This window comes from Pauljensenia sp. C0254C2 (assembly GCF_056583835.1).
The window spans coordinates 91,993-111,924 of sequence record NZ_JBWPJO010000007.1 but is presented as its reverse complement, the minus strand read 5'-3'; the positions used below and the strand labels follow the sequence as shown (position 1 = coordinate 111,924).

Genomic DNA, 19,932 nt, shown 5'->3' with positions numbered 1-19,932 from the left:
TCAACGAATGAATTGATCAACGAGGGTTTTGGTGTCGTTCCACTCGGAGCACTTGTCATGGTAATAGGTACGTCCTTCTGTGGTGATATGGAGGTAAGTCCGAGGTTTTCCGCCGGTTCGGGTGCCGGGATACGAGGTCACATATCCGTCTTTTTCAAGGCGCTTGAATGCGGAGTACAACGTCGTTTCCTTCATGACGAAGTCACTGTTGCTCAGTTCGGTGATGGATTTGGATATTTCGTAGCCGTAGCTGTCCGAGTCGAGCAGAACTCGCAGAATCATCAGTTCCGTGCATCCGCGCAGAACTTCACTACTGACCATGTGGGTTCCTCCCTTTGTGATCCCGTCGCCGCACTGTTGTGGTGATGTGTATGCCCCTCAGCAAGTACTCCATGTGAAGTACTACGTCTGATGTAGTAAATACTGTACACCCACTACTACGTCACATCAAGTAGTTTGGGTCACTTCGTGGTGCAGTGATTTCCGCCTGACGTGTGTTGGCAGCGACTGGGCCGAAGATCACGCGCTGCGCAGATAGGTCGTGCGCCCTCTCCTCGTACACGCGTGTCAATCATGCGTCCTCCCCTCGTCCACCACCTTCATCGCGCCGAATCCTCGGCTCATTCACCCCACTCACCGTCTCTTGCGCACCTCCAACCCAGTCCCGCCGCTTCCTCGCACAAAACCCTGGATTTGACGCCTCGTTGTGCACATTCTGGCGTCAACCGCAGACGCGCCAATCTGTCGCGCTGAGGACGTAGCCTCCGGCTGGCGTTCGACTCTGCCGCGAGCCTCGCATGCTGCAGATGTCAGATGGTGATGGTGCCGGTGGTGCCGTTGATCGTGATGATTTGGCCGTTGGTCAGGGTGGTTGTGGCTCCTGCGGCGCCCATGACTGCGGGGAGGCCGTATTCGCGGGCGACGATGGCGGCGTGGGAGAGACGCCCTCCGGTGTCGGCGACGATGGCGGCGGCGAGGCTGAACAGGGGTGTCCATGACGGGTCGGTGTAGTGGCACACGAGGATGTCGCCGGGCTGGAGCTGGTCGAAGTCCTGAGGCCCGGTGATGACTCGTACTGGGCCAGTGGCCTGGCCCGGGCTGCCGGCGGCCCCGGCGAGTCTGGTGTCCGCGGGCTGGTCGGCCCGCGCCCACCAAGCTGCAGCTGCGTGCGGTCGGTCAGCCTCACGCTGGCTGGCGGTCGCGCGTGTTTCCTGAGTCGATGCAGGTTCGGTGAGCGCCGTCGCGATCTCCGGCAGGGTGAGGTACTTGAGGTGCTCTGGCGTGTCGAGGGCTTGTCGATGGTGGAGCCGGGCGGCGATCTCGTTGGTGACTCGGCGTGCGATCACGTAGGCGTCCTCGATGAGGTAGACCGATGCCTCCCGGGCGACGTGAACGTGCAGGCTGCGACGGCTCTGGCGGTGGGTGACCCTGCCGGTGAGCGGACGGCGCTGGAGACCATCCGTGGCGTGAGTAGACAGGCCTTGGCCGAGACGCGGTCGATGGTTCACATGCTGCGCACCACCGAGACGATGGACGTCTCCGGTGAGCTGCGCACCATCCCGGTGGTGGCAGACCAGATTCGCGCAGCGGGGGTGCAGGTGGCGTGCGACTTGCCTGATGTGGCCGAGTTGGGCCGCTGGCAGGAGCAGTGGCCGGTTGCTGTTCGGCTGGCGGTGGACCAGCTCACCGACCTCCTCGTCGACCTCGACGACCTCTACAACAAGTGCGAACCAGCCGAAAGACGCATCCTCAACCGCGCCCTGTTCACCCGCATCACCATCGACGACGAAGAGAACGCCACCTACACACCCGACGAGACCACCGCCAGCGTCCTCGCCCACACCAGCATCGACGCCCCGGCGGACGTCACCGCAGAAACAAAACTGCCCCGCCATCAGGCGGGGCAAGTTTCGATTTTCTCATCTTACGTGGAGCTAGTGGGACTCGAACCCACGACCCCCTGCTTGCAAAGCAGGTGCGCTACCAGCTGCGCCATAGCCCCGTTATTGAGTTCCTACCGTACCTGACGGTGACAGCTCCAGACAACCGCCCAGAAAGCGGTCGGGTCGGGTCGCCGTCGTTAATGAGCGGTGGAAGATTCCGGCTCATATTCGTCGGTGACGGACCTCCACAGATCAGCGTTATTGGACAGGTCCTGAGCAATTTGACGAACGACAATCCCCGCTATCGCAGCACCGGCAAGCGCCGCAATGGTCGTGATCGCCTTCTTCACCGCTCCGCCTCCCATTCAGCTGAGTGTGGACAGTGGGCCTAGCTGGACTCGAACCAGCGACCTCAGTCTTATCAGGACTGCGCTCTAACCAACTGAGCTATAGGCCCATCCGCGCCCCAAGGGCACCGAACTATCGTACCCGAGCATCGGTGCGACAACAAAACGAGAGCCTAGTGACGTCTATGACATTCACCGACACCACAGTCGCCATCTTCCACCGCTCGCGCCTCTACTCATCCATCAAGGACACGCGCACCCCGCCCACCAATGAGGCGATGATGTTGTACAGGAACGCACCCAGCGTCGACATCGCCGTGATCATGATGACGTTGGCCACCGCCGCAATGGTCGCGTAGGACAGCACCTTCGACAAATGCAGGTACTCCATGAGCGTGACGAAACGTTCCGCGCTCAGATTCTTGAGGAATTCCTCAATGTCGCCGAAAACGTGCATGGAGTCGAGCATCAGCCACAACACCAGGGTGGCGAACACCAACGCTATCCCCAGCGCCACGGACAACAGGAAGCCAACCTTCATGACTGACCACGGGTCCACGCGCGCTACCGACAGGTCGACTCTGCGCGGTACATCCTCATCCAGGATCGGCTGATCGAGGTCTTCAAGATCGCTCATTGCTCGTCCTCCTCAGTTTCTGCACTTGACGCTACAGGCTCATCAGCCTCTTGTGCAGCTGATTCGTCGGCGGTTTCATCAACGGCCTCATCTTCGTCATCCTCCGTGTGACGCGTAATCGCAATAATGCGGTCATCGTCATCCGGTCGAGCGAAAATGACACCCATAGTGTTGCGCCCGGTGGCACGCACGTCGGACGCGTTGATTTGGACAAGTTTACCGGATTCGGTAATCACCATGACATTCTCGTCACTGTCGACAACGAGGGCGCCCACCAGTGCACCTCGTTCATCCACCAAGTTGCCTACTCGCACGCCGAAAATGCCGCGACCCTTCACAGGATATTCGCTCAACGGGGTGCGCTTCGCGTAGCCACCATCTGTGACGATCAGCAGGTCAGCACCCTCGCGCACAACTTCCATCGCCAGCAGCTCATCGCCGTCACGGAACTTCATGCCGCGCACACCCGACGTGCCGCGCCCCATCGGACGCAGCTGCTCATCGCTGGCAGTAAATCGCACCGCTTGCCCCTTACGGGACACCAGGATCAGATCATCATCAGCGTTCACCAGCTGAGCAGACACCTGCTGATCAGGCTCTCCGTTGTCATCATCACGCAAGTTGATCGCAATAATGCCGCCGGTTCTGGCACTGTCGTATTCCGACAGGCGCGTTTTCTTCACCAGACCGGACCGTGTGGCCAGCACCAGGTAGTCAGCCTCGTCGTAGTCGTGAATAGCCAGGACCTGTGCAATGCGCTCATCGGGTTGGAACGCAAGCAGATTCGCAACGTGCTGACCGCGGGAGGTGCGACCGCCCTCCGGAATCTCGTACGCTTTCGCGCGGTAAACACGACCTAGGTTCGTGAAGAACAGCAGCCACTGGTGCGTGGTTGTGACAAAGAAATGCTCCACCACATCATCGCCCTTGAGCTGAGTGCCGCGCACACCTTTGCCGCCGCGTTTTTGCGAACGGTAATTGTCGGTGCGGGTACGTTTGGCGAAACCGTCACGGGTGATGGTCACCACCACGTCCTCTTCGGGGATGAGGTCCTCCATCGACATTTCGCCCGCGTACGGCACGATCGTGGTGACACGCTCATCACCGTAGCGCTCGACAATCTCCGCCAGCTCGGTGGACACAATGTCGCGCTGGCGTTGCGGGGTGGCCAGGATGTCTTCCAGGTCGGCCACATGGTCACGCAACTGTGCGTGCTCGTCCAGAATCTTCTGACGTTCGAGGGCGGCCAGGCGACGCAACTGCAGTGCCAAAATGGCATCAGACTGCGCTTCATCAATGTTGAGCAGGTCCATCAGGCCGGTGCGCGCATCGTCGGCTGTTGGAGAGCGACGAATCAGCGCAATCACTTCATCGAGGGCATCGAGCGCCTTGAGGTAGCCTTCCAGAATGTGCAGGCGTTCGCGCGCCTTGTTCAAACGGAAGCGAGTGCGCCGCTCAATGACTTCGATCTGGTGTCTGATCCAGTGACGGATAAATCCATCCAGCGACAGTGTGCGCGGCACGCCGTCCACCAGGGCGAGCATATTCGCCGGGAACGAGTCCTGCAGCTGCGTGCGCTTGTACAAGTTGTTCAGGACAACTTTGGCAACCGCGTCGCGTTTGAGAACCATGATCAGGCGCGTGCCTGAACGGCCCGACGTTTCGTCACGGATATCCGCAATACCCTGGATCTGGCCGGCCTTGACCATGTCGGCAATTTTCTGGACCAGGTTATCGGGGTTGACCTGGTAAGGCAGCGCCTTGACAACCAGGCACGTGCGGCCATGGATTTCCTCAACCTCGACAATGGCGCGCTGAATAATCGAGCCGCGGCCAGTGCGGTAGGCATCCTCAATGCCCTTGCGACCCAGGATCGTCGCACCGGAAGGAAAATCCGGGCCCTTGATGCGTTCCATGAGAGCTGCCAGCAGTTCTTCACGCGTGGCATCAGGATGCTCAAGTGCCCACTGCACACCCTCGGCCACCTCACGCAGGTTATGCGGCGGGATGCGCGTGGCCATACCCACGGCAATACCTTCCGACCCGTTGATCAGCAGGTTCGGAATACGCGACGGCAGGATCGTAGGCTCCTGGGTGCGCCCATCGTAGTTGTCCTGGAAGTCAACAGTGTCTTCATCAATGTCGCGCACCATTTCCATCGCCAGGGGCGCCATCTTACATTCGGTATAACGAGGGGCAGCAGGCCCCAGGTTACCGGGAGAACCAAAGTTACCCTGACCGGCAATGAGCGGGTAACGCATTGACCACGGTTGGATGAGGCGAGCCAAAGCGTCATACACGGAGCTGTCACCGTGAGGGTGGTAGTGCGCCAACACGTCACCGACGACGCGCATGCACTTGTAGAAACCTGCATTGGGGCGGTATCCGCCGTCGTACATGGCATACAGGATGCGGCGGTGAACCGGCTTGAGGCCGTCTCGCACGTCCGGAAGGGCGCGGCCCACAATGACCGACATGGCGTAATCAAGGTACGACCTCTTCATTTCCATTTCGAGGTCGACTTGATCAATCCGTCCGTGCGGAGCGGTTGATTCAATCTCTGTGGTGGGCTCGTCACTCACGATGAAACTCTCCTTGGTCCCTGATCAGTAGGTTGTTGACGATGGTCGGATCACTGTCGTTGCGCCGCGGCGCTAGGCGTCAATGAATCGCACATCCTGAGCGTTTCGTTGAATAAACGAACGCCTGGATTCCACGTCATCACCCATCAGCAGGGTGAAGATTTGGTCGGCAGCTGCTGCTTCGCCCACCTCGACTTGCTTCAAAATTCGGTGCGCAGGATCCATCGTGGTTTCCCACAATTCCTGGTCGTTCATCTCACCCAGGCCCTTGTAACGCTGGATGCCACCGTGCTTGGGCAGGCGATGACCGGCCTTGAGTCCTTCAGTAAGACAGTCGTCACGCTCCTTGTCCGAATACACGTATTCGTGCGGAGCATTCGTCCACTTGAGTCGATACAGCGGAGGTGTCGCCAGGTACACGTAGCCTTGCTCCACCAGTGGTCTCATATAGCGGTACAGGAACGTCAGCAGCAAGGTCGCGATGTGCTGGCCATCCACGTCAGCATCTGACATCAGCACGATCTTGAAGTAGCGCAACTTGTTGATGTCAAACTCTTCACCAATGCCGGTGCCCAGGGCGCTGATGAGAGACTGGATCGTCTCAGAGTTCAGCGCGCGGTCAAGGCGAGCCTTTTCAACGTTCAGGATCTTGCCGCGAAGTGGCAAAATCGCCTGGTGTTCCGGGTCGCGCCCACCGACGGCACTACCACCTGCCGAGTCACCCTCGACAATGAAGATTTCACACACTGAGGGGTCTTTGGATGAGCAGTCGCGCAACTTCGTCGGCATCGACAGCGTGTCCAGGGCGGTTTTGCGCCGAGTGGCTTCACGGGCCTTGCGTGCCGCGACGCGCGCCAACTGAGCCTGCTGACCTTTCATGATGATCGCCTTGGCGTCGGCAGGATGCGCATCGAACCAGTCCTGCAGGTGCTGGTAGACCTGCTGCTGGACGAATGTGCGGGCTTCTGTGTTCCCCAGCTTGGTCTTGGTCTGGCCTTCGAACTGCGGTTCGGTCAGCTTGATGGAGATCACCGCCGTCAGACCTTCACGCACATCTTCACCGGACAGGTTTTCGTCCTTGTCCTTGAGGATTCCGCGCTCCTTGGCATAACGGTTGATCACCGTGGTCAGTGCCGTGCGGAAGCCCTCTTCGTGTGTGCCGCCTTCGGTCGTATTGATCGTGTTGGCGTAGGTGTGCAGGCTCGACGAGTACGCCGTTGTCCACTGCATCGCAATTTCCAGCGACATCGTGCCCGGATCGTTTTCAGCTTCAAAATCAATGATCTCGGAGTTAATGACGTCAGTCTTGCGGCTCGAATCCAGGAATTCCACGTAGTCGCGCAAGCCATGTTCATACATGTAGGACACGCGGCGGAACCCTGGAACAGGATCGTCAGCTGGGCCTTCGTCATCCCCGGTGATCTCGTCGCCCTCGTCCTGAACCCAGGGGCGCTCATCGGTCAGCGTGATGCGCAGCCCCTTATTGAGGAACGCCATCTGCTGGAAGCGGTGACGCAGCGTCTCAAAGTCAAACTCAGTGGACTCGAAGATCTGTGGATCTGGATAGAACACCTGGGTAGTGCCCGTTTCGTCGGTTTCCTCGCCACGTTCGAGCTCAGAGACCACTGCCCCGCCATCGGCAAAGGACATGCGCCACACGTACCCCTGTCGACGCACCTCAGTATCAACCCGGGTGGACAAAGCGTTCACGACGGAAATACCCACGCCATGCAGACCGCCGGAAACAGCGTACCCGCCGCCTCCGAACTTGCCTCCAGCGTGCAGAATCGTCATGACGACCTCAACAGTTGGTCGCCCCTCGGTAGGGTGAATATCCACTGGAATACCACGCCCGTTGTCGACTACCTTCAGGCCGCCATCAGCCTGGATCGTTACCTCGATGTGGTCGGCGTATCCAGCCAAAGCTTCGTCAACGGAGTTGTCGACCACTTCATACACCAGATGGTGCAAGCCGCGTTCTCCCGTTGAACCGATATACATGCCAGGCCGCTTACGAACAGCCTCCAGACCTTCCAGAACGGTGATGTCTGATGCCCCGTAATGCCCCTGGTCCTCATTTGGCTGGGAATTGATCCCTTCGTCCGCCACTCACCGGCTCCCCTCATTGTGATGGTGCTGCGCACCGCGGGCTGGCTGCCCTCCCGGAAAATTCCGGGACCGTGTGTCCACATGACACACTACTCATAATCTGTTTATATTTTACCAAAAAACAGGGTTTTTCGACTTGATTTCACGTTGGTGTAGGCCACGCTAAAGTCCTCGTGAGCTGCGAAAAGACAGGTTCTTGTGAAGTGTGGGAGGGGTCACCCATACGTGTCACGCACACCTCTGCCCTTCACTGACCATCGGCCCTTGTTCCAGGAGGGACCCGACGGGCCGCGGACGATGACCTGATCGACCACTCCGGCACCGACTTCTTCGGCAATTCGGCGCTCAATGTGAGGCAGAAGCAGCACGAGCTGTTTGGCCCACGCCGTTGATGAACAGCGCACAATGAGTGTGCGGTCATTGAAGGTTTCGATTGAACAGTGCTGGGCGACGTTGTCTCCAACAATCACCGGCCACTGCGCCATAACGGACCCCATCGCGGTCGAGGAATCCCACCCGCGATCATGCGTGGTCTTCTTGATGACACGTCCAATGGAGCGCGGTTCATTCCACCGCAAGCGACCAGAAGCCAGTCCCACACGCCCGGCGCGCCCAGCCCCGCTTCGATGCCGCAATGCCCACAGGGGTCCCAGCATGGCGCGCGCACGCAGTTCCTCGCGTGCATTGCGAGGTTCGAGGGTGACCTGACCACTGTGTGTATCACCGTTCGATGCACCGGTGTCACCTGCACCAGCGTGAGCGCCATGGGCGAACTCATCGCGCTGAGTGCGCCCAGAAGAGCCGGCAGCGCGCGGATGAGTGCTGCGCGTGGCTCCCCGAGCCAGCATGGCACGCTGCATGCGAGCAGTGGCCTGCGCGATCACATCGGTGCGCTCACCATCAGAAAGCAGTCCGGAATTTTCATTCACGCTCAATCACCGAGCCATCTTCTGGATCCCAGTGGACGCGAAAAATGTGAGCGTCCAGCTGATCGGGCACATCGCTCTCAACTGCCGCAGTAATGAGCACCTGATCTGCCTGCCTGATGACCTCGACAAGGGCTTGACGCCTCTGCGCATCGAGTTCAGCAAAGACATCATCGAGGATGAGGATTGGCCGTTCTCCCTCGTCACTCAGGACTTCAAAGGATGCCAGGCGAAGTGCCAGGGCAGCCGACCATGATTCGCCGTGAGATGCATAGCCTTTAACGGGTAAGTGTCCCAAAGTCAGTTCCAGGTCGTCGCGGTGGGCACCCACAAGGTTCACACCGCGTCGCACTTCATCGTCTCGAACATGCTGGAGGGCCTGTCTTAATGCCTCAATGTGCGCGGTCGGGTCAGTGACGTCGATATCGCTGAAGGCTGACACGGAGGCTTCCAGGCCCACTGAAAATTCTCGAGGCGAGTCAGCCACACTGCTATAGGCATCAGATGCCGGTGTACTCAGTAACATGACGACGCGGTGGCGCTCAAGTGTGACCTGCGCAGACAGTTCCACGAATTGGTCATCCCAGATTTCCAGCGTTGACAGGTCAGGGACCTGTCCACGACGCACACGTGCACTGGCAGCTTTGAGCACTGCGGCGCGTTGGCGTGCCACACGGTCAAAATCTGCACGAACGGCGCTGAACGTCGGGTGAAGCTGGATCGCGCATTCGTCGATGAAACGGCGCCTGACCTGCGGTGCATCGCGCACAATGGACAGATCCTCGGGTGCGAACACAACGGTCCTGACCATTCCGAGGATTTTCTTAGCCGCCAGCGTGGTGCGATTCAGGCGCGCCCGATTGGCTTTTCCGCGCACCACTTCCAGTTCCACCACCTGGTCGCGCCTGCCGGCTTGATCGCGCCTTTCGGAGGATTCACCTGCCTGTGACGTATCCGAAGCATTGTCACTGTTGTCCCCGCTCAGCGACGTCGTGTGCTCCCCTGTCACCAATTTCACGCGGATCATGGCACCACCAGGAGGAGCCTCCTCGCCGGTCGGTACCCGCACCAGTGCCGTGTCGGCAGCGACCCGATGAGACGAAAACGTTGACAAATAGGCGATGGCCTCAACAAGATTCGTTTTTCCCTGACCGTTGTGGCCAACGAAAACGCTCACTCCAGCGGGAAGTTCACACACCTGGTGACGGTAGGAACGGAAATCATCAAGTGCGACGTGCGAGATACGCACACACTCACGCTCCGAAGCGGATGGGCATCAGCAGGTAGCGGAAACTGGTGTCCTCTCCCCCATCGAGTTCACTTTGACCAGTCATGACAACCGGCTTGGACTGGTGTGTAAAGCCGAAGCGCACAAAGTCGGCCGACAGTACCGACAGGCCTTCAATCAGATACGACGGGTTGAATCCTGTGGTGATCTCGTTGTTGACCTGAGCTTCAATTGCTTCCGAACCCTGGGCGCTTTCACCCTGGCCGGCTTCGAGGACCACCTGACCTTCTGAAAATGCCATCCGCACCGACGTCTTACGCTCAGCCACCAGCGCCATACGCTTGACCGCTTCAAGCAGCACGTGACGATCACATACAGCCTGAATCGGTGTGGTTTCCGGGAAAAGTCGAGATACCGGCGGGTAATCCCCGTCCATCAACGTGGAGGTGGTGCGTCGACCCGATGCCTCAAAACCAATCAGAGATGATGCTCCTGGCTTGGATTCACGTGACAGACCGATCGTCACGCGCGACCCTGATGCGGTGGACTTGGCCACGTCGCTCAGAATCCGGGCCTTCACCAGTGCCGCATCGGAGAACTGCGGGTCACTGGGTTCCCATTCCAGGTCACGCACAGCTAGGCGGTAGCGGTCAGTGGCGATCAGCGATATGCGCTCACCTTCAAACTCCATACGCACACCCGTCAACAGTGGCAACGTGTCGTCGCGCGACGCGGCGATCGAGACCTGGCCGATGGCCTGGGCAAGTGTTTCAGAATCAACAGTGCCGCGTGTTTGGGGATGTTCGGGCAGCAGCGGGTACTCATCCAGTGGCATCACGGCCAGCACAAAGTGAGACGATCCGCAGGTGATCGTCACTTTCGGTCCGTCAACAGTGAAATCGACCGGACGCTGCGGCAGTGACTTACAGATGTCGGCCAGCAGGCGACCCGATACGAGAACCTCACCGGGCTCATGTACTTCGGCAGGAATATGCGAGTTCGCGGATACCTCGTAGTCGAATGACGACAGCGTGACGATCTCAGCATCTGCGCTGAGTTTGACACCTGCCAGAATCGGGCTGGGTGGCCGTTGCGGCAACGCTCGGGCAGTCCACGATACGGCTTCCGACAAAATGTCACGGGCGACAGTGAACTTCATTCTGTACCCCTCCAACTCCCCGTGCGAGCACTCATTAGCTGTTTTGATGAACCGAACCAACTCTACTCGATTCTCATGCAGAAGTTGACCCCAAGGCGAAATATGTGGATTAAATCAGAACTGACCACGAACCCGTGTGATGAGCTTCGTCGAGCTCTTCGCGAACTCACTAATCGGCCACCCATCGTTTGTTGTGAGTTTTCCACTTTTTCATCTTTTATTTCTTTTTCTTCATCGTCATAGGACATGTGGAAAGTGTGGAAAAGCCCGTCAACCCCCGCGATTTCAACGATTCGTTACGTGGACAAATGTGGGCACGAGATGTGGACACTTTATGAGCCGATTGTGGATTCACACAAGACCGGTCCGTGCATCCACAACGAGCAGGCATCGATCCACAGATCGAATCACAAATTTCTTGTCATTACCCACAGGATATCCACAGTTTTATCCCCAGCGGTGGGTAAGTAAGGAATATGCGGCTGGACGCGCCCCCTTCGTCAATTCGTGGCTCAACGGTACGGGCGATCCTTACGAATTGCGAGCTTTTTGCTTGATGCGGTTGGTCAACTCGGTGACGTGGTTGAAAATGTCACGCTTTTCCGCCATCTGCTCGGTGATCTTCTTATTGGCATGCATCACCGTGGTGTGGTCACGACCGCCGAACGCTGCGCCAATCTTGGGCAATGAAAGATCTGTCAACTCGCGACACAGATACATGGCGATCTGGCGTGCTTCCACCACCGTGCGGGAACGGTCAGTTGAACACAGTTGATCCAGCGTGACATCAAAGTAGTGCGCGGTCTGACCCATAATCAGTGCGGACGTGATCTCCGTGTCATCGGGATCAGAAATGATGTCCTTGAGGACCATCTCAGCCAGCGGCAAGTCAATGCGTTGCTGCGTGATATTGGCGAAAGCCGTCACGCGCAGCAGCGAACCCTCGAGTTCTCGAATATTCGACGAAATGCGCGAGGCGATGTACTCCAGCACAGCCGGATCCACTTCGATCCCCTCGCCAACGGCCTTCTTCTGCAAGATGACGATACGCGTTTCCAGGTCCGGTGGCTGAACGTCGGTGAGCAGACCCCACTCGAAGCGCGAACGCAGCCGGTCCTCAAAGCCTGACAGCTGTTTGGGCGGCAGATCCGAAGTCAGAACGACCTGTTTATTAGCGTTATGCAGGGTGTTGAAGGTGTGGAAGAACTCCTCGACGGTCTGCTCTTTGCCCTGAATGAACTGGATGTCGTCCACCAACAGAATGTCCACTTCGCGGTAGCGGCGCTGGAATTCCTCCGCGCGGTCTTCGCGAATAGCGTTAATGAAGTCGTTCGTGAATTCTTCGGAATTGACGTAGCGCACACGCAGATGCGGATACATCGACAGTGCGTAGTGACCGATCGCGTGCAGCAAATGAGTCTTTCCCAGTCCTGACCCACCGTAGATAAACAGGGGGTTATAGGACTTGGCCGGTCCTTCAGCCACCGCCGTTGCCGCCGCATGGGCAAAACGGTTCGAGGGGCCAATGACGAATGTGTCGAACGTATAGCGAGGGTTGAGCCGGGTTTCCGTTGAATCGATATTCACAGCATCGAGCACGCGCGAGGCCCCGGCGTCGCGCGGAGTTTGCAAAGGTGGAACATGATCATCGTCGGGTGATGCGCTCTCGTCTTCAAGCGGTGCAAGCGAGGTGTCAATGGTGACAGCGATGCGCACGTTGCGACCCAGTGCCTGGGACAGTGACTGCGTGACGTCGTCGGAAACGCGTGTCTCAATGAAACCTTTGGTGAATTCGTTGGGGACGGCCAGTAAGATGGTGCCTTCGATGTCGCCCAGAGGTTTCACCATGTTGATGAATGACGCCGCCAATGGCCCTAAATCAACGGATTTCAACGATTCGAGGGCGTCTGCCCACGCATCGGATAACGACTTGCTCACTGTTCTTACCTTACCTGCGAAACCGACGTGACATTCAACACTTGAACGCTACCAGTTTGTGACGACGTCCGGATAACTCACTGTATCGATCTGAGCGTAATCCACAAGTTGGGGAAAGGTCTGTGGAAAACACGCTGGCAAATGACACACGTGTAGTTACAAAGCCGAATTCAGAGATGCTGCGGAAAATCCGTAAATTACACCGTTGTGGATAACATGTGGAAATCCACGGATGTGGAAAAAGTTATCCACGGGCCAGTCCACAGTTGTGGACGAAAATTGGGAGTGTGGAACCGGTGACAATTGGCCTCGATTGCGTTGACGGCTCTGGGTCAAACCCCTACGCTTGAAATCTGTCTGTGCTCGCATGAGCACGCCGTGAACCGTCCTGCGAGAACAACTCGGTGGATACTCGCGGTGAAAGAAATAAAGGAAGAGTGGAACGAGGGGTTCCACCGTCAAGGAGTAGCGTCATGGTGAAGAGGACCTATCAGCCCAGTAACCGTCGTCGTTCCCGTACGCATGGTTTCCGTTTGCGTATGCGGACACGTGCAGGTCGCGCGGTGATCTCCAACCGTCGCCGCAAAGGCCGCGCACGTCTTTCTGCCTGAGACTTCGGTGTTGCCGCGCGCGCATCGCATGGTGGATTCGACCGATTTTTCAACGACAATCCGTCATGGTTCTCGCAGCGGTAATGCGATGGTCGTGGTGCATTGCCGAACCGACGAGGATGCTTCCAAGCGCCTCGTCGGTTTCATCGTGCCCAAGCGCGAAGTCGCGTTGGCAACACGACGCAACACCATCAAGCGTCGCCTGCGCCACCTCATGGCCGCGCGAGTAGCTGACCAGCCCGACGGTGCGCGCATTGTTGTCCGCGCAGGGCACCGAGCTCTGGGTCAGGACTCGGCCACACTGGGCGTCAACCTGGATCGGGCACTGACGCGGGCATGGCGCAAGTGGGATGAACGCGAGCAGCAACGGGGCCAGAAATGAGCCTCCTGCGCACCATCGCTTTGGCACCCATACGTTTCTACCAGCGCTTCATCTCTCCCGGTTTGCCACCACGATGCAAGTACGCACCCACATGTTCGGCTTACGCCGTGCGTGCGATCGAAGTTCACGGCATCATCAAAGGCACACTCCTGGCGTCATGGCGGCTCCTGCGATGCAACCCGTGGTCCAATGGTGGTGTCGACCATGTGCCGCTTCACGGCCAGTGGAGTGCACCCCCCTGGGTTCCGCCTGACGATTGGGCGGGTTATCTGGACCCCGATGACTTCCCCGTAATGGGGCTTAGCGATTGTGACGAGTCGCCCTCGTGCACTCACGATACGATCGATCAGACATGCGCACATTCGCCTGTGCGAGACACACATGAAGGAGATGTCCATGTGGTTTGACAAGATCATTTACCCATTTACCGTTGCGATCGCATGGGTGTGGGTAAAGATCCACGATATGCTGGTGGCGCTCGGAATGAGCGGTGGGCCAGGTGTGGCGTGGATTGTGTCGATCATCGTGCTGACGATTGTGGTGCGCGCACTGATTACACCTCTGTACGTCAAGCAGCTGCGTTCGCAGCGAGCCATGTCCGTCATGCAGCCTGAAATGAAGAAGATTCAGGAAAAGTACAAGGGCAAGACGGACCAGGCATCTCGTCTCAAGATGAGCGAGGAGATGCAGGCGCTCAACAAGAAGTACGGGACGAATCCTTTTGCCTCGTGTCTGCCGCTGCTGGTTCAGATGCCGATTCTGTTCGGTATGTACCGCGCACTGTGGAACGCGGGTGCCGTTGCGCAGGGAACGTTCAATCTTGGCGACCACATCGGTCCGATCGATCAGGCGCTGGCTCAGGAAATCGAGCGGACGACGGTGGCAGGTGTGTCACTGTCAGGGCGCTTGACCGAATCGACGGGTGTGGGCCTGGCGGTCTTCATCATCTTGGCCATCTTCATGGTCGTGCTGCAGTTCCTGACGATGAAGATCTCGATGGAACGCAACATGCCGCAGCAGGCTCAGGATTCATCAAACCCGATGATGCGCACCCAGAAGATGATGATGTACCTGATGCCGTTGATGTTTGTCTTCACGGCATTTGTGGTGCAGATGGGCATCATGATCTATCTGTCGATCTCCACCGCGTGGACCTTCGGCCAGCAGATGGTGATGATGACTGTGATGCCGACCCCCGGTTCACCGGCCTACAAGGACGTGCTGGCCAAGCGTGAACGTGGGTACAAGGAGTGGGCCAAGCCTTACTTCGAGGAATACGACCGCAAGCGTGAGGAACTCGGATCTGATCCTGAGGCTGTCGCACAGCTGAACCAAACATCGCTCAAGGAAATCAAGAGCAAGGCCAGGAGCCAGCGCGTAGCCGGCAACTTCCCTGAATCAATGAGTGAGGGTGAAGTGGTGGGCGTATACCGTAACCTGGCGCTGCAGGAGTGGACGACGTTGCCTGACGAAACGTGGATGCGTGGCGTCCACCGTGCCAAGGAGCGCAGCGTGGTGCGCCAGGAGAAGGCTGCGAAGCGTGAACAGCCCCGACGGATGAGTCGTGAACAGCGCAAGCAGGCAGAAGCTAAGGAACGTCAGTTGGCTGCCGAGCATGAACGTGCCGAACAGAATCGGCGAGCTCGCCGCGAGGCGAGCGACCGTGCCAAGAGCGAGCTGACCCCTGAAGAGGTGGAACGCCGCCGCGCACAGCGCAAGAGTCAACGCAACAACCCAGGCCAACGCAAGAAGAAGAAGAGAAAATGATCGGAAAGTGGTGGCACTGACACACAGCGACAGTGACACTCACCGCCGATCCCCCGCACCTGAACAAGTGGAGCCCCACGGAAGGACATCTCAATGAGTGAGAAGAAAGACGAAACGTTGTCACGTCTGGAAGAAGAAGGCGAAGTCGCGGCAGATTACCTGGAGGAACTGCTCGATATTGCCGATCTTGACGGTGACATTGAGATCGACGTTGAGAACGGTCGCGCGTCGGTGGAAATCGTGGCTGACAACGCGACTGGTCTGGAAAACCTGGTCGGTGAGGACGGTGAAGTTCTCGACGCCCTGCAGGAACTCACGCGCCTGGCAGTACAAACCGAGCTGGGCGAACGCTCACGCTTGATGCTGGACATCGCGGGCTTCCGTGCCGATCGCCGCGTCCAGCTTCGTGAGCTGACACAAGAGGCCATTAACCGCCTGAATGCGACGGGTGAGCCGCAAAAGCTTGAACCGATGAACCCGTTTGAGCGCAAGGTGTGTCACGACGTGGTGGCCGAGGCTGGCCTGCACTCCGAATCGGAAGGCGCAGATCCACATCGCTATGTCGTGATCTCCGATCCGCGTGACGATGAGAGCGACGACGTTGATGACGACGCGGACTTCGAGGATTCAGACAGCGATGACGAATCTGTTAACGAGGTGCGCGCTCTGGAGGAATTGCAGGAAGGCGACTTTGTTGCTCCGGCTTCTGATGTAGCGGAGGCAACCTCGGAACTTGCTGAGCGCGACGATGAGTGAGGATGCGGCGCCTGCGGCCGGTAGTGTACCTGACGGCACCGGCGACGCTGACCTGGTGATCCCCGAAGAGCCCACCGAAGCTGTGCGCGAGTATTTCGGTACCAGCTTCTCGGCATTGGAGCACCTGGTCGACATGCTGCTTGACGAGGGAGAGATGCGCGGCTTGATCGGACCGCGTGAAGCCGGACGATTGTGGTCGCGCCACATTGTGAATTCAGCTGCGGTATTGGATTTTCTGCCTAAGCGTGGACAGGTGCTTGATGTGGGTTCAGGCGCGGGATTTCCTGGCCTAATTATTGCCATTTGTAAACCATCACTTGACGTTCACTTGGCAGAGCCGATGGAGCGTCGGTGTGAATGGTTGGCGGACGCAATCGATGAGCTGGGTTTGGACAATGTGACAATCCACCAGGCTCGCGCGGAAGATCTGCGCGGTAAGGGTCGTGCTGATGTGGTGACGGCTCGTGCGGTGGCGAAAATGTCGAAGCTCGTGCGAATGACGTCCAAGCTGATTGCTCCTCATGGTCAGTTGATGGCGTTGAAAGGTCGTCGTGCTGCGCTCGAAGTTGAGGACGCACGCAACGAATTGAAGCGCCATCATCTCCTCGCTGAGGTTCATGAAGTACCGTCGGTGATGGAAGATGAATCGACCTATGTGGTCGTTGCCCGTCGCGATGTGTGACCTCGGAACCAGCGGCTGACAGAGTAGACAAGAAGAAGGCAGGCTGAGATGAGCGAATTGACGCAAGGTGACGCTCCCCTATCGCGGCGTCTTCAGCAGAACTATGCTGATCTTCGTATGCTCGAGCACGCGGTCTTCACGCGGCCAGAGCGCCCTGTGGTCATGACCGTTGCCAACCAGAAGGGTGGCGTTGGAAAGACGACGTCCGCCGTCAACTTTGCTGCAGCTCTGGCTCTTGGCGGGTTGAATGTTGTGGTCATTGATGCTGATGCCCAGGGAAATGCGTCGACGGCGTTGGGTGCAGAACATGGCGTGGGCACTCCGTCAATCTATGACGTGATGGTGGAGGGAGCATCGTTGGCAGGCGTGATTCAGGACTGCCCTGATGTGGAAGGCTTGCGGGTGTGCCCATCGACCATTGACTTGTCGGGTGCTGAAATTGAAATGGTGGATTTGCCGCGTCGTGCGTTTTTGCTGTCCGATGCGGTTTCGGAGTTCTTGTCAGTGAACCGTGACGTGGATGTCATCCTGATTGACTGTCCCCCGTCGCTCGGATTGGTAACGCTCAATGCACTGGTGTGTGCCGACGAGGTCATGATTCCGATTCAGACCGAATATTACGCGCTGGAAGGTTTGACCCAGCTATGGTCAACGATCGAACGGATTCGATCTGAACTCAATCCGCGGTTGAGGATCTCGACGATTGTGCTGACGATGGTCGATAAGCGTACCAAGTTGAGCGAAGAGGTTGCAGCTGAAGTGCGCGAACACTTTGGGGACATCACGCTGACAACCGTCATCCCACGATCCGTTCGCATTTCCGAGGCGCCGAGTTACTCGCAGACTGCAGTAACCTATGATCCGCGATCGACCGGTGCTATTGCGTACCGCAAGGCGGCGCTTGAGTTGACGCAGCGATGGGCACAGAAGTAACTGATCGCGTCATTTTGCGTGGCCGTGACCTGTGAAGGATAATTACAGTTCCAGTGTCTGTGCGGGTGGCGGGCCTGTGAGTCAGTCAGGTTGTATGCGAATGCAGGAGATGTTTCACGTGAAACATTCGCGAAGAGGCCCGTTTGGTCAGTGATGACAAAAGCCCGGTCAAGTTAGATGACCAGGCGCGATGTGAACCCGACATGATGGTGGATAGGGACTCCTGCAACTCGTGATATCGAGCGCCCTTTGTTTGGAGGGTGGACAAGGTTGCAATCGAATGTGCTCACAGCAATGTTTCACGTGAAACATTCGTTGGCGCTCAGAGAACTGTAGAATCGAAAGCATCGATACGACCGAAGAAAGTGAAGCGCTGGGAACGATGGCCAGGAAGAAAGACACTGCACATCAATCGTCCGATTCAGGAAAATCGACTCGTCGGCACGGAGGACTGGGACGTGGATTGGCGGCACTGATTCCAGATTCTCAGAGCGAGAATCCACATTCGGTGTCGCGGCCGCTTGATGTCTTATTTCCAGAGCATACGGGTAGCCATGCTCCAGTTCGTGGGGGGTCACAACGAGATTTGTTGTCTCCGCGCTCGTCACGTCGGACAGCACACACCCGGAAGGGCACGACCACGCCCGAGTCAGAAGGTACGGGGAGTTCAACAACCGTTGTGTCAGAGTCGTCGGACGCATTTGCATCCAGTCAGTCCCGCAACTTGGGTTCTGAACGCGCCCACAAGGATTCAACGAGAAAGAATCGTGTAACATCTGCTGGAACAAGAAAAGGTGCAGCCCGCAAATCACAATCGGATGACGGCGCAGTGTCGCGAAAAGGTGAGGGTGCGTCACCTCGTAAAGGTCAGTCGAGGTCACGGCTCTTTGCTGAGGTCCTTGAAGGAACACCTGCGAATGTTTCACGTGAAACACCGCCGTCGGCCGCCGATTCGCCAAGACCTGACGGAGATCACGCGCCGAAAGAAAACTCGGGATCAAATAACGCAGAAGCAGTGCCGAGATCAGACGCTGGTCACGCAGGTACTGGTGACGAGAAGTCTGACCTGGTCGAAGTTCCCGGTGCGACCTTTGCTGAGATTCCAACTCAGTGGATTGTGCCGAATACCCGTCAGCCTCGGAGCGTTTTTGACGAAGATGACCTCAATGAACTGGCCGCTTCGATTCGAGAAGTCGGGGTGCTGCAGCCGATTGTCATTCGACCCATCGAAATCACGTCTGATACGCCTGACACATTGCGTGAATACATCGAGGAAAAGCCGGAAGCGCGCTATGAACTCATCATGGGAGAGCGACGTCTGCGCGCCTCTGAAATCGCTGAGGTCGACACCATTCCCGCCATTATCCGAAGGACCCAAGATGAAGACCTTCTGCGAGATGCCCTGCTGGAGAACCTCCACCGCGCCCAGCTCAATCCACTTGAAGAAGCCTCGGCCTATGCTCAGCTGATGGAGGACTTTGGAGCAACGCAGGAAGAGCTGTCAAGGCGCATTGCACGATCGCGTCCGCAGATTGCCAACACCTTGCGATTGCTCAAACTCCCACCCGCCGTGCAGCGAAAAGTTGCTTCGGGCGTGATCTCTGCTGGCCACGCACGAGCCCTGCTCTCTTTGCCAACACCAGATGAAATGGAGCTGTTGGCTGACCGAATCGTAGCAGAAGGGCTCTCGGTGAGGACGACGGAAGAAATCGCTCGGCTCAACAAGCCTAAGCCTGCACGGGTACAACGCATCCGCAAACCTCAGCAGCTCTCTGAGTTGGGGCGCCACGTGGCAGCGGAACTGTCTGATTTGTGCGATACCCGTGTAACGGTGAACGAAGGCAGCACCAAAGGCAAGATCGTCATTGAGTTTGCCGGCGCACAGGACCTGGAACGCATCGCAGCAGTCCTGCGCGCACAGGCCAGGTAACGCGTACGCAGATATAGACAGGGCCGCACGTGCGCGATCGTGATGCCGACATTTATTGTCAA

17 protein-coding genes, 2 tRNA genes and 1 pseudogene are annotated in these 19,932 nt (G+C 57.8%); 8 read left to right on the top strand and 12 right to left on the bottom strand.

The features are described 5' to 3' along the window. From AC1DA5_RS07035 to dnaA, 12 genes are all read right to left on the bottom strand, one after another. Positions 1-321 carry a PadR family transcriptional regulator gene (locus AC1DA5_RS07035; protein WP_480289679.1) on the bottom strand — a complete coding sequence of 107 codons (321 nt, stop codon included), beginning with the start codon at positions 319-321 and terminating at the stop codon, positions 1-3. Positions 322-809: 488 nt separating this feature from the next. Further along, positions 810-1,841: a PEP-utilizing enzyme gene (locus AC1DA5_RS07030; protein ID WP_480289678.1), complete on the bottom strand. Its 1,032-nt coding sequence runs from the start codon at positions 1,839-1,841 to the stop codon at positions 810-812. Positions 1,842-1,929: 88 nt separating this feature from the next. Beyond that, a tRNA-Ala gene (locus AC1DA5_RS07025) sits at positions 1,930-2,002 on the bottom strand. Between the two features lie 78 nt (positions 2,003-2,080). After that, on the bottom strand, positions 2,081-2,233 hold the full coding sequence (locus AC1DA5_RS07020) for a DLW-39 family protein (protein WP_227469239.1): 153 nt from the start codon (positions 2,231-2,233) through the stop codon (positions 2,081-2,083). A 33-nt stretch (positions 2,234-2,266) separates the two neighbouring features. Then, positions 2,267-2,340, bottom strand: a tRNA-Ile gene (locus AC1DA5_RS07015). Positions 2,341-2,462: 122 nt separating this feature from the next. After that, positions 2,463-2,867 carry a DUF3566 domain-containing protein gene (locus AC1DA5_RS07010; RefSeq protein WP_070726086.1) on the bottom strand — a complete coding sequence of 135 codons (405 nt, stop codon included), beginning with the start codon at positions 2,865-2,867 and terminating at the stop codon, positions 2,463-2,465. Continuing rightward, complete coding sequence (gyrA, locus tag AC1DA5_RS07005) at positions 2,864-5,449, bottom strand: DNA gyrase subunit A (RefSeq protein WP_257590334.1); 2,586 nt, start codon at positions 5,447-5,449, stop codon at positions 2,864-2,866. The genes AC1DA5_RS07010 and gyrA overlap by 4 nt, the downstream gene beginning before the upstream one ends. Positions 5,450-5,521: 72 nt before the next feature. After that, positions 5,522-7,558 carry a DNA topoisomerase (ATP-hydrolyzing) subunit B gene (gyrB, locus tag AC1DA5_RS07000; protein WP_070726082.1) on the bottom strand — a complete coding sequence of 679 codons (2,037 nt, stop codon included), beginning with the start codon at positions 7,556-7,558 and terminating at the stop codon, positions 5,522-5,524. Between the two features lie 215 nt (positions 7,559-7,773). After that, entirely contained in the window at positions 7,774-8,487 is a 714-nt protein-coding gene (locus AC1DA5_RS06995; RefSeq protein ID WP_083314407.1) for a DciA family protein, read from the bottom strand. Beyond that, on the bottom strand, positions 8,480-9,733 hold the full coding sequence (gene recF / locus AC1DA5_RS06990; protein ID WP_070726080.1) for a DNA replication/repair protein RecF: 1,254 nt from the start codon (positions 9,731-9,733) through the stop codon (positions 8,480-8,482). Before recF ends, AC1DA5_RS06995 begins: the two co-directional genes overlap by 8 nt. Positions 9,734-9,737: 4 nt before the next feature. Continuing rightward, positions 9,738-10,871 (bottom strand): DNA polymerase III subunit beta, encoded by a 1,134-nt coding sequence (dnaN, locus tag AC1DA5_RS06985; RefSeq protein WP_480289675.1) that lies wholly within the window; start codon positions 10,869-10,871, stop codon positions 9,738-9,740. Between the two features lie 531 nt (positions 10,872-11,402). Next, entirely contained in the window at positions 11,403-12,809 is a 1,407-nt protein-coding gene (gene dnaA / locus AC1DA5_RS06980; RefSeq protein ID WP_070726077.1) for a chromosomal replication initiator protein DnaA, read from the bottom strand. A 473-nt stretch (positions 12,810-13,282) separates the two neighbouring features. Here dnaA and rpmH point away from each other — a divergent pair, with 473 nt between their 5' ends. The 8 genes and pseudogenes from rpmH to AC1DA5_RS06940 all read left to right on the top strand — a co-directional run bounded on the left by rpmH (position 13,283) and on the right by AC1DA5_RS06940 (position 19,870). Further along, entirely contained in the window at positions 13,283-13,420 is a 138-nt protein-coding gene (gene rpmH / locus AC1DA5_RS06975) for a 50S ribosomal protein L34 (protein WP_083314406.1), read from the top strand. A gap of 7 nt (positions 13,421-13,427) precedes the next feature. Next, complete coding sequence (gene rnpA / locus AC1DA5_RS06970) at positions 13,428-13,802, top strand: ribonuclease P protein component (RefSeq protein WP_058237587.1); 375 nt, start codon at positions 13,428-13,430, stop codon at positions 13,800-13,802. Further along, positions 13,799-14,209: a membrane protein insertion efficiency factor YidD gene (gene yidD / locus AC1DA5_RS06965; protein WP_070726074.1), complete on the top strand. Its 411-nt coding sequence runs from the start codon at positions 13,799-13,801 to the stop codon at positions 14,207-14,209. The genes rnpA and yidD overlap by 4 nt, the downstream gene beginning before the upstream one ends. Further along, positions 14,199-15,569, top strand: coding sequence for a membrane protein insertase YidC (gene yidC, locus AC1DA5_RS06960; protein WP_070726181.1), 1,371 nt, complete (start codon positions 14,199-14,201; stop codon positions 15,567-15,569). The genes yidD and yidC overlap by 11 nt, the downstream gene beginning before the upstream one ends. 93 nt (positions 15,570-15,662) lie before the next feature. Further along, positions 15,663-16,166: pseudogene (locus AC1DA5_RS06955) on the top strand (Jag family protein); the annotation flags it as partial. 151 nt (positions 16,167-16,317) lie between these two features. Continuing rightward, complete coding sequence (rsmG, locus tag AC1DA5_RS06950; protein WP_070726072.1) at positions 16,318-17,007, top strand: 16S rRNA (guanine(527)-N(7))-methyltransferase RsmG; 690 nt, start codon at positions 16,318-16,320, stop codon at positions 17,005-17,007. A 48-nt stretch (positions 17,008-17,055) separates the two neighbouring features. Then, positions 17,056-17,940 carry a ParA family protein gene (locus AC1DA5_RS06945; RefSeq protein WP_058237591.1) on the top strand — a complete coding sequence of 295 codons (885 nt, stop codon included), beginning with the start codon at positions 17,056-17,058 and terminating at the stop codon, positions 17,938-17,940. A 1,015-nt stretch (positions 17,941-18,955) separates the two neighbouring features. Continuing rightward, complete coding sequence (locus tag AC1DA5_RS06940) at positions 18,956-19,870, top strand: ParB/RepB/Spo0J family partition protein (RefSeq protein ID WP_413772595.1); 915 nt, start codon at positions 18,956-18,958, stop codon at positions 19,868-19,870. The last annotated feature ends 62 nt before the right edge of the window (positions 19,871-19,932 follow it).

Excerpts from the sequence above, each read along its gene's own strand:
- dnaN (WP_480289675.1), bottom strand. The coding sequence starts at position 10,871 with ATGAAGTTCACTGTCGCCCGTGACATTTTGTCGGAAGCCGTATCGTGG.
- AC1DA5_RS07010 (WP_070726086.1), bottom strand. The coding sequence starts at position 2,867 with ATGAGCGATCTTGAAGACCTCGATCAGCCGATCCTGGATGAGGATGTA.
- AC1DA5_RS07035 (WP_480289679.1), bottom strand. The coding sequence starts at position 321 with ATGGTCAGTAGTGAAGTTCTGCGCGGATGCACGGAACTGATGATTCTG.
- rpmH (WP_083314406.1), top strand. The coding sequence starts at position 13,283 with ATGGTGAAGAGGACCTATCAGCCCAGTAACCGTCGTCGTTCCCGTACG.
- yidC (WP_070726181.1), top strand. The coding sequence starts at position 14,199 with ATGTGGTTTGACAAGATCATTTACCCATTTACCGTTGCGATCGCATGG.
- rsmG (WP_070726072.1), top strand. The coding sequence starts at position 16,318 with ATGAGTGAGGATGCGGCGCCTGCGGCCGGTAGTGTACCTGACGGCACC.
- yidD (WP_070726074.1), top strand. The coding sequence starts at position 13,799 with ATGAGCCTCCTGCGCACCATCGCTTTGGCACCCATACGTTTCTACCAG.
- AC1DA5_RS06945 (WP_058237591.1), top strand. The coding sequence starts at position 17,056 with ATGAGCGAATTGACGCAAGGTGACGCTCCCCTATCGCGGCGTCTTCAG.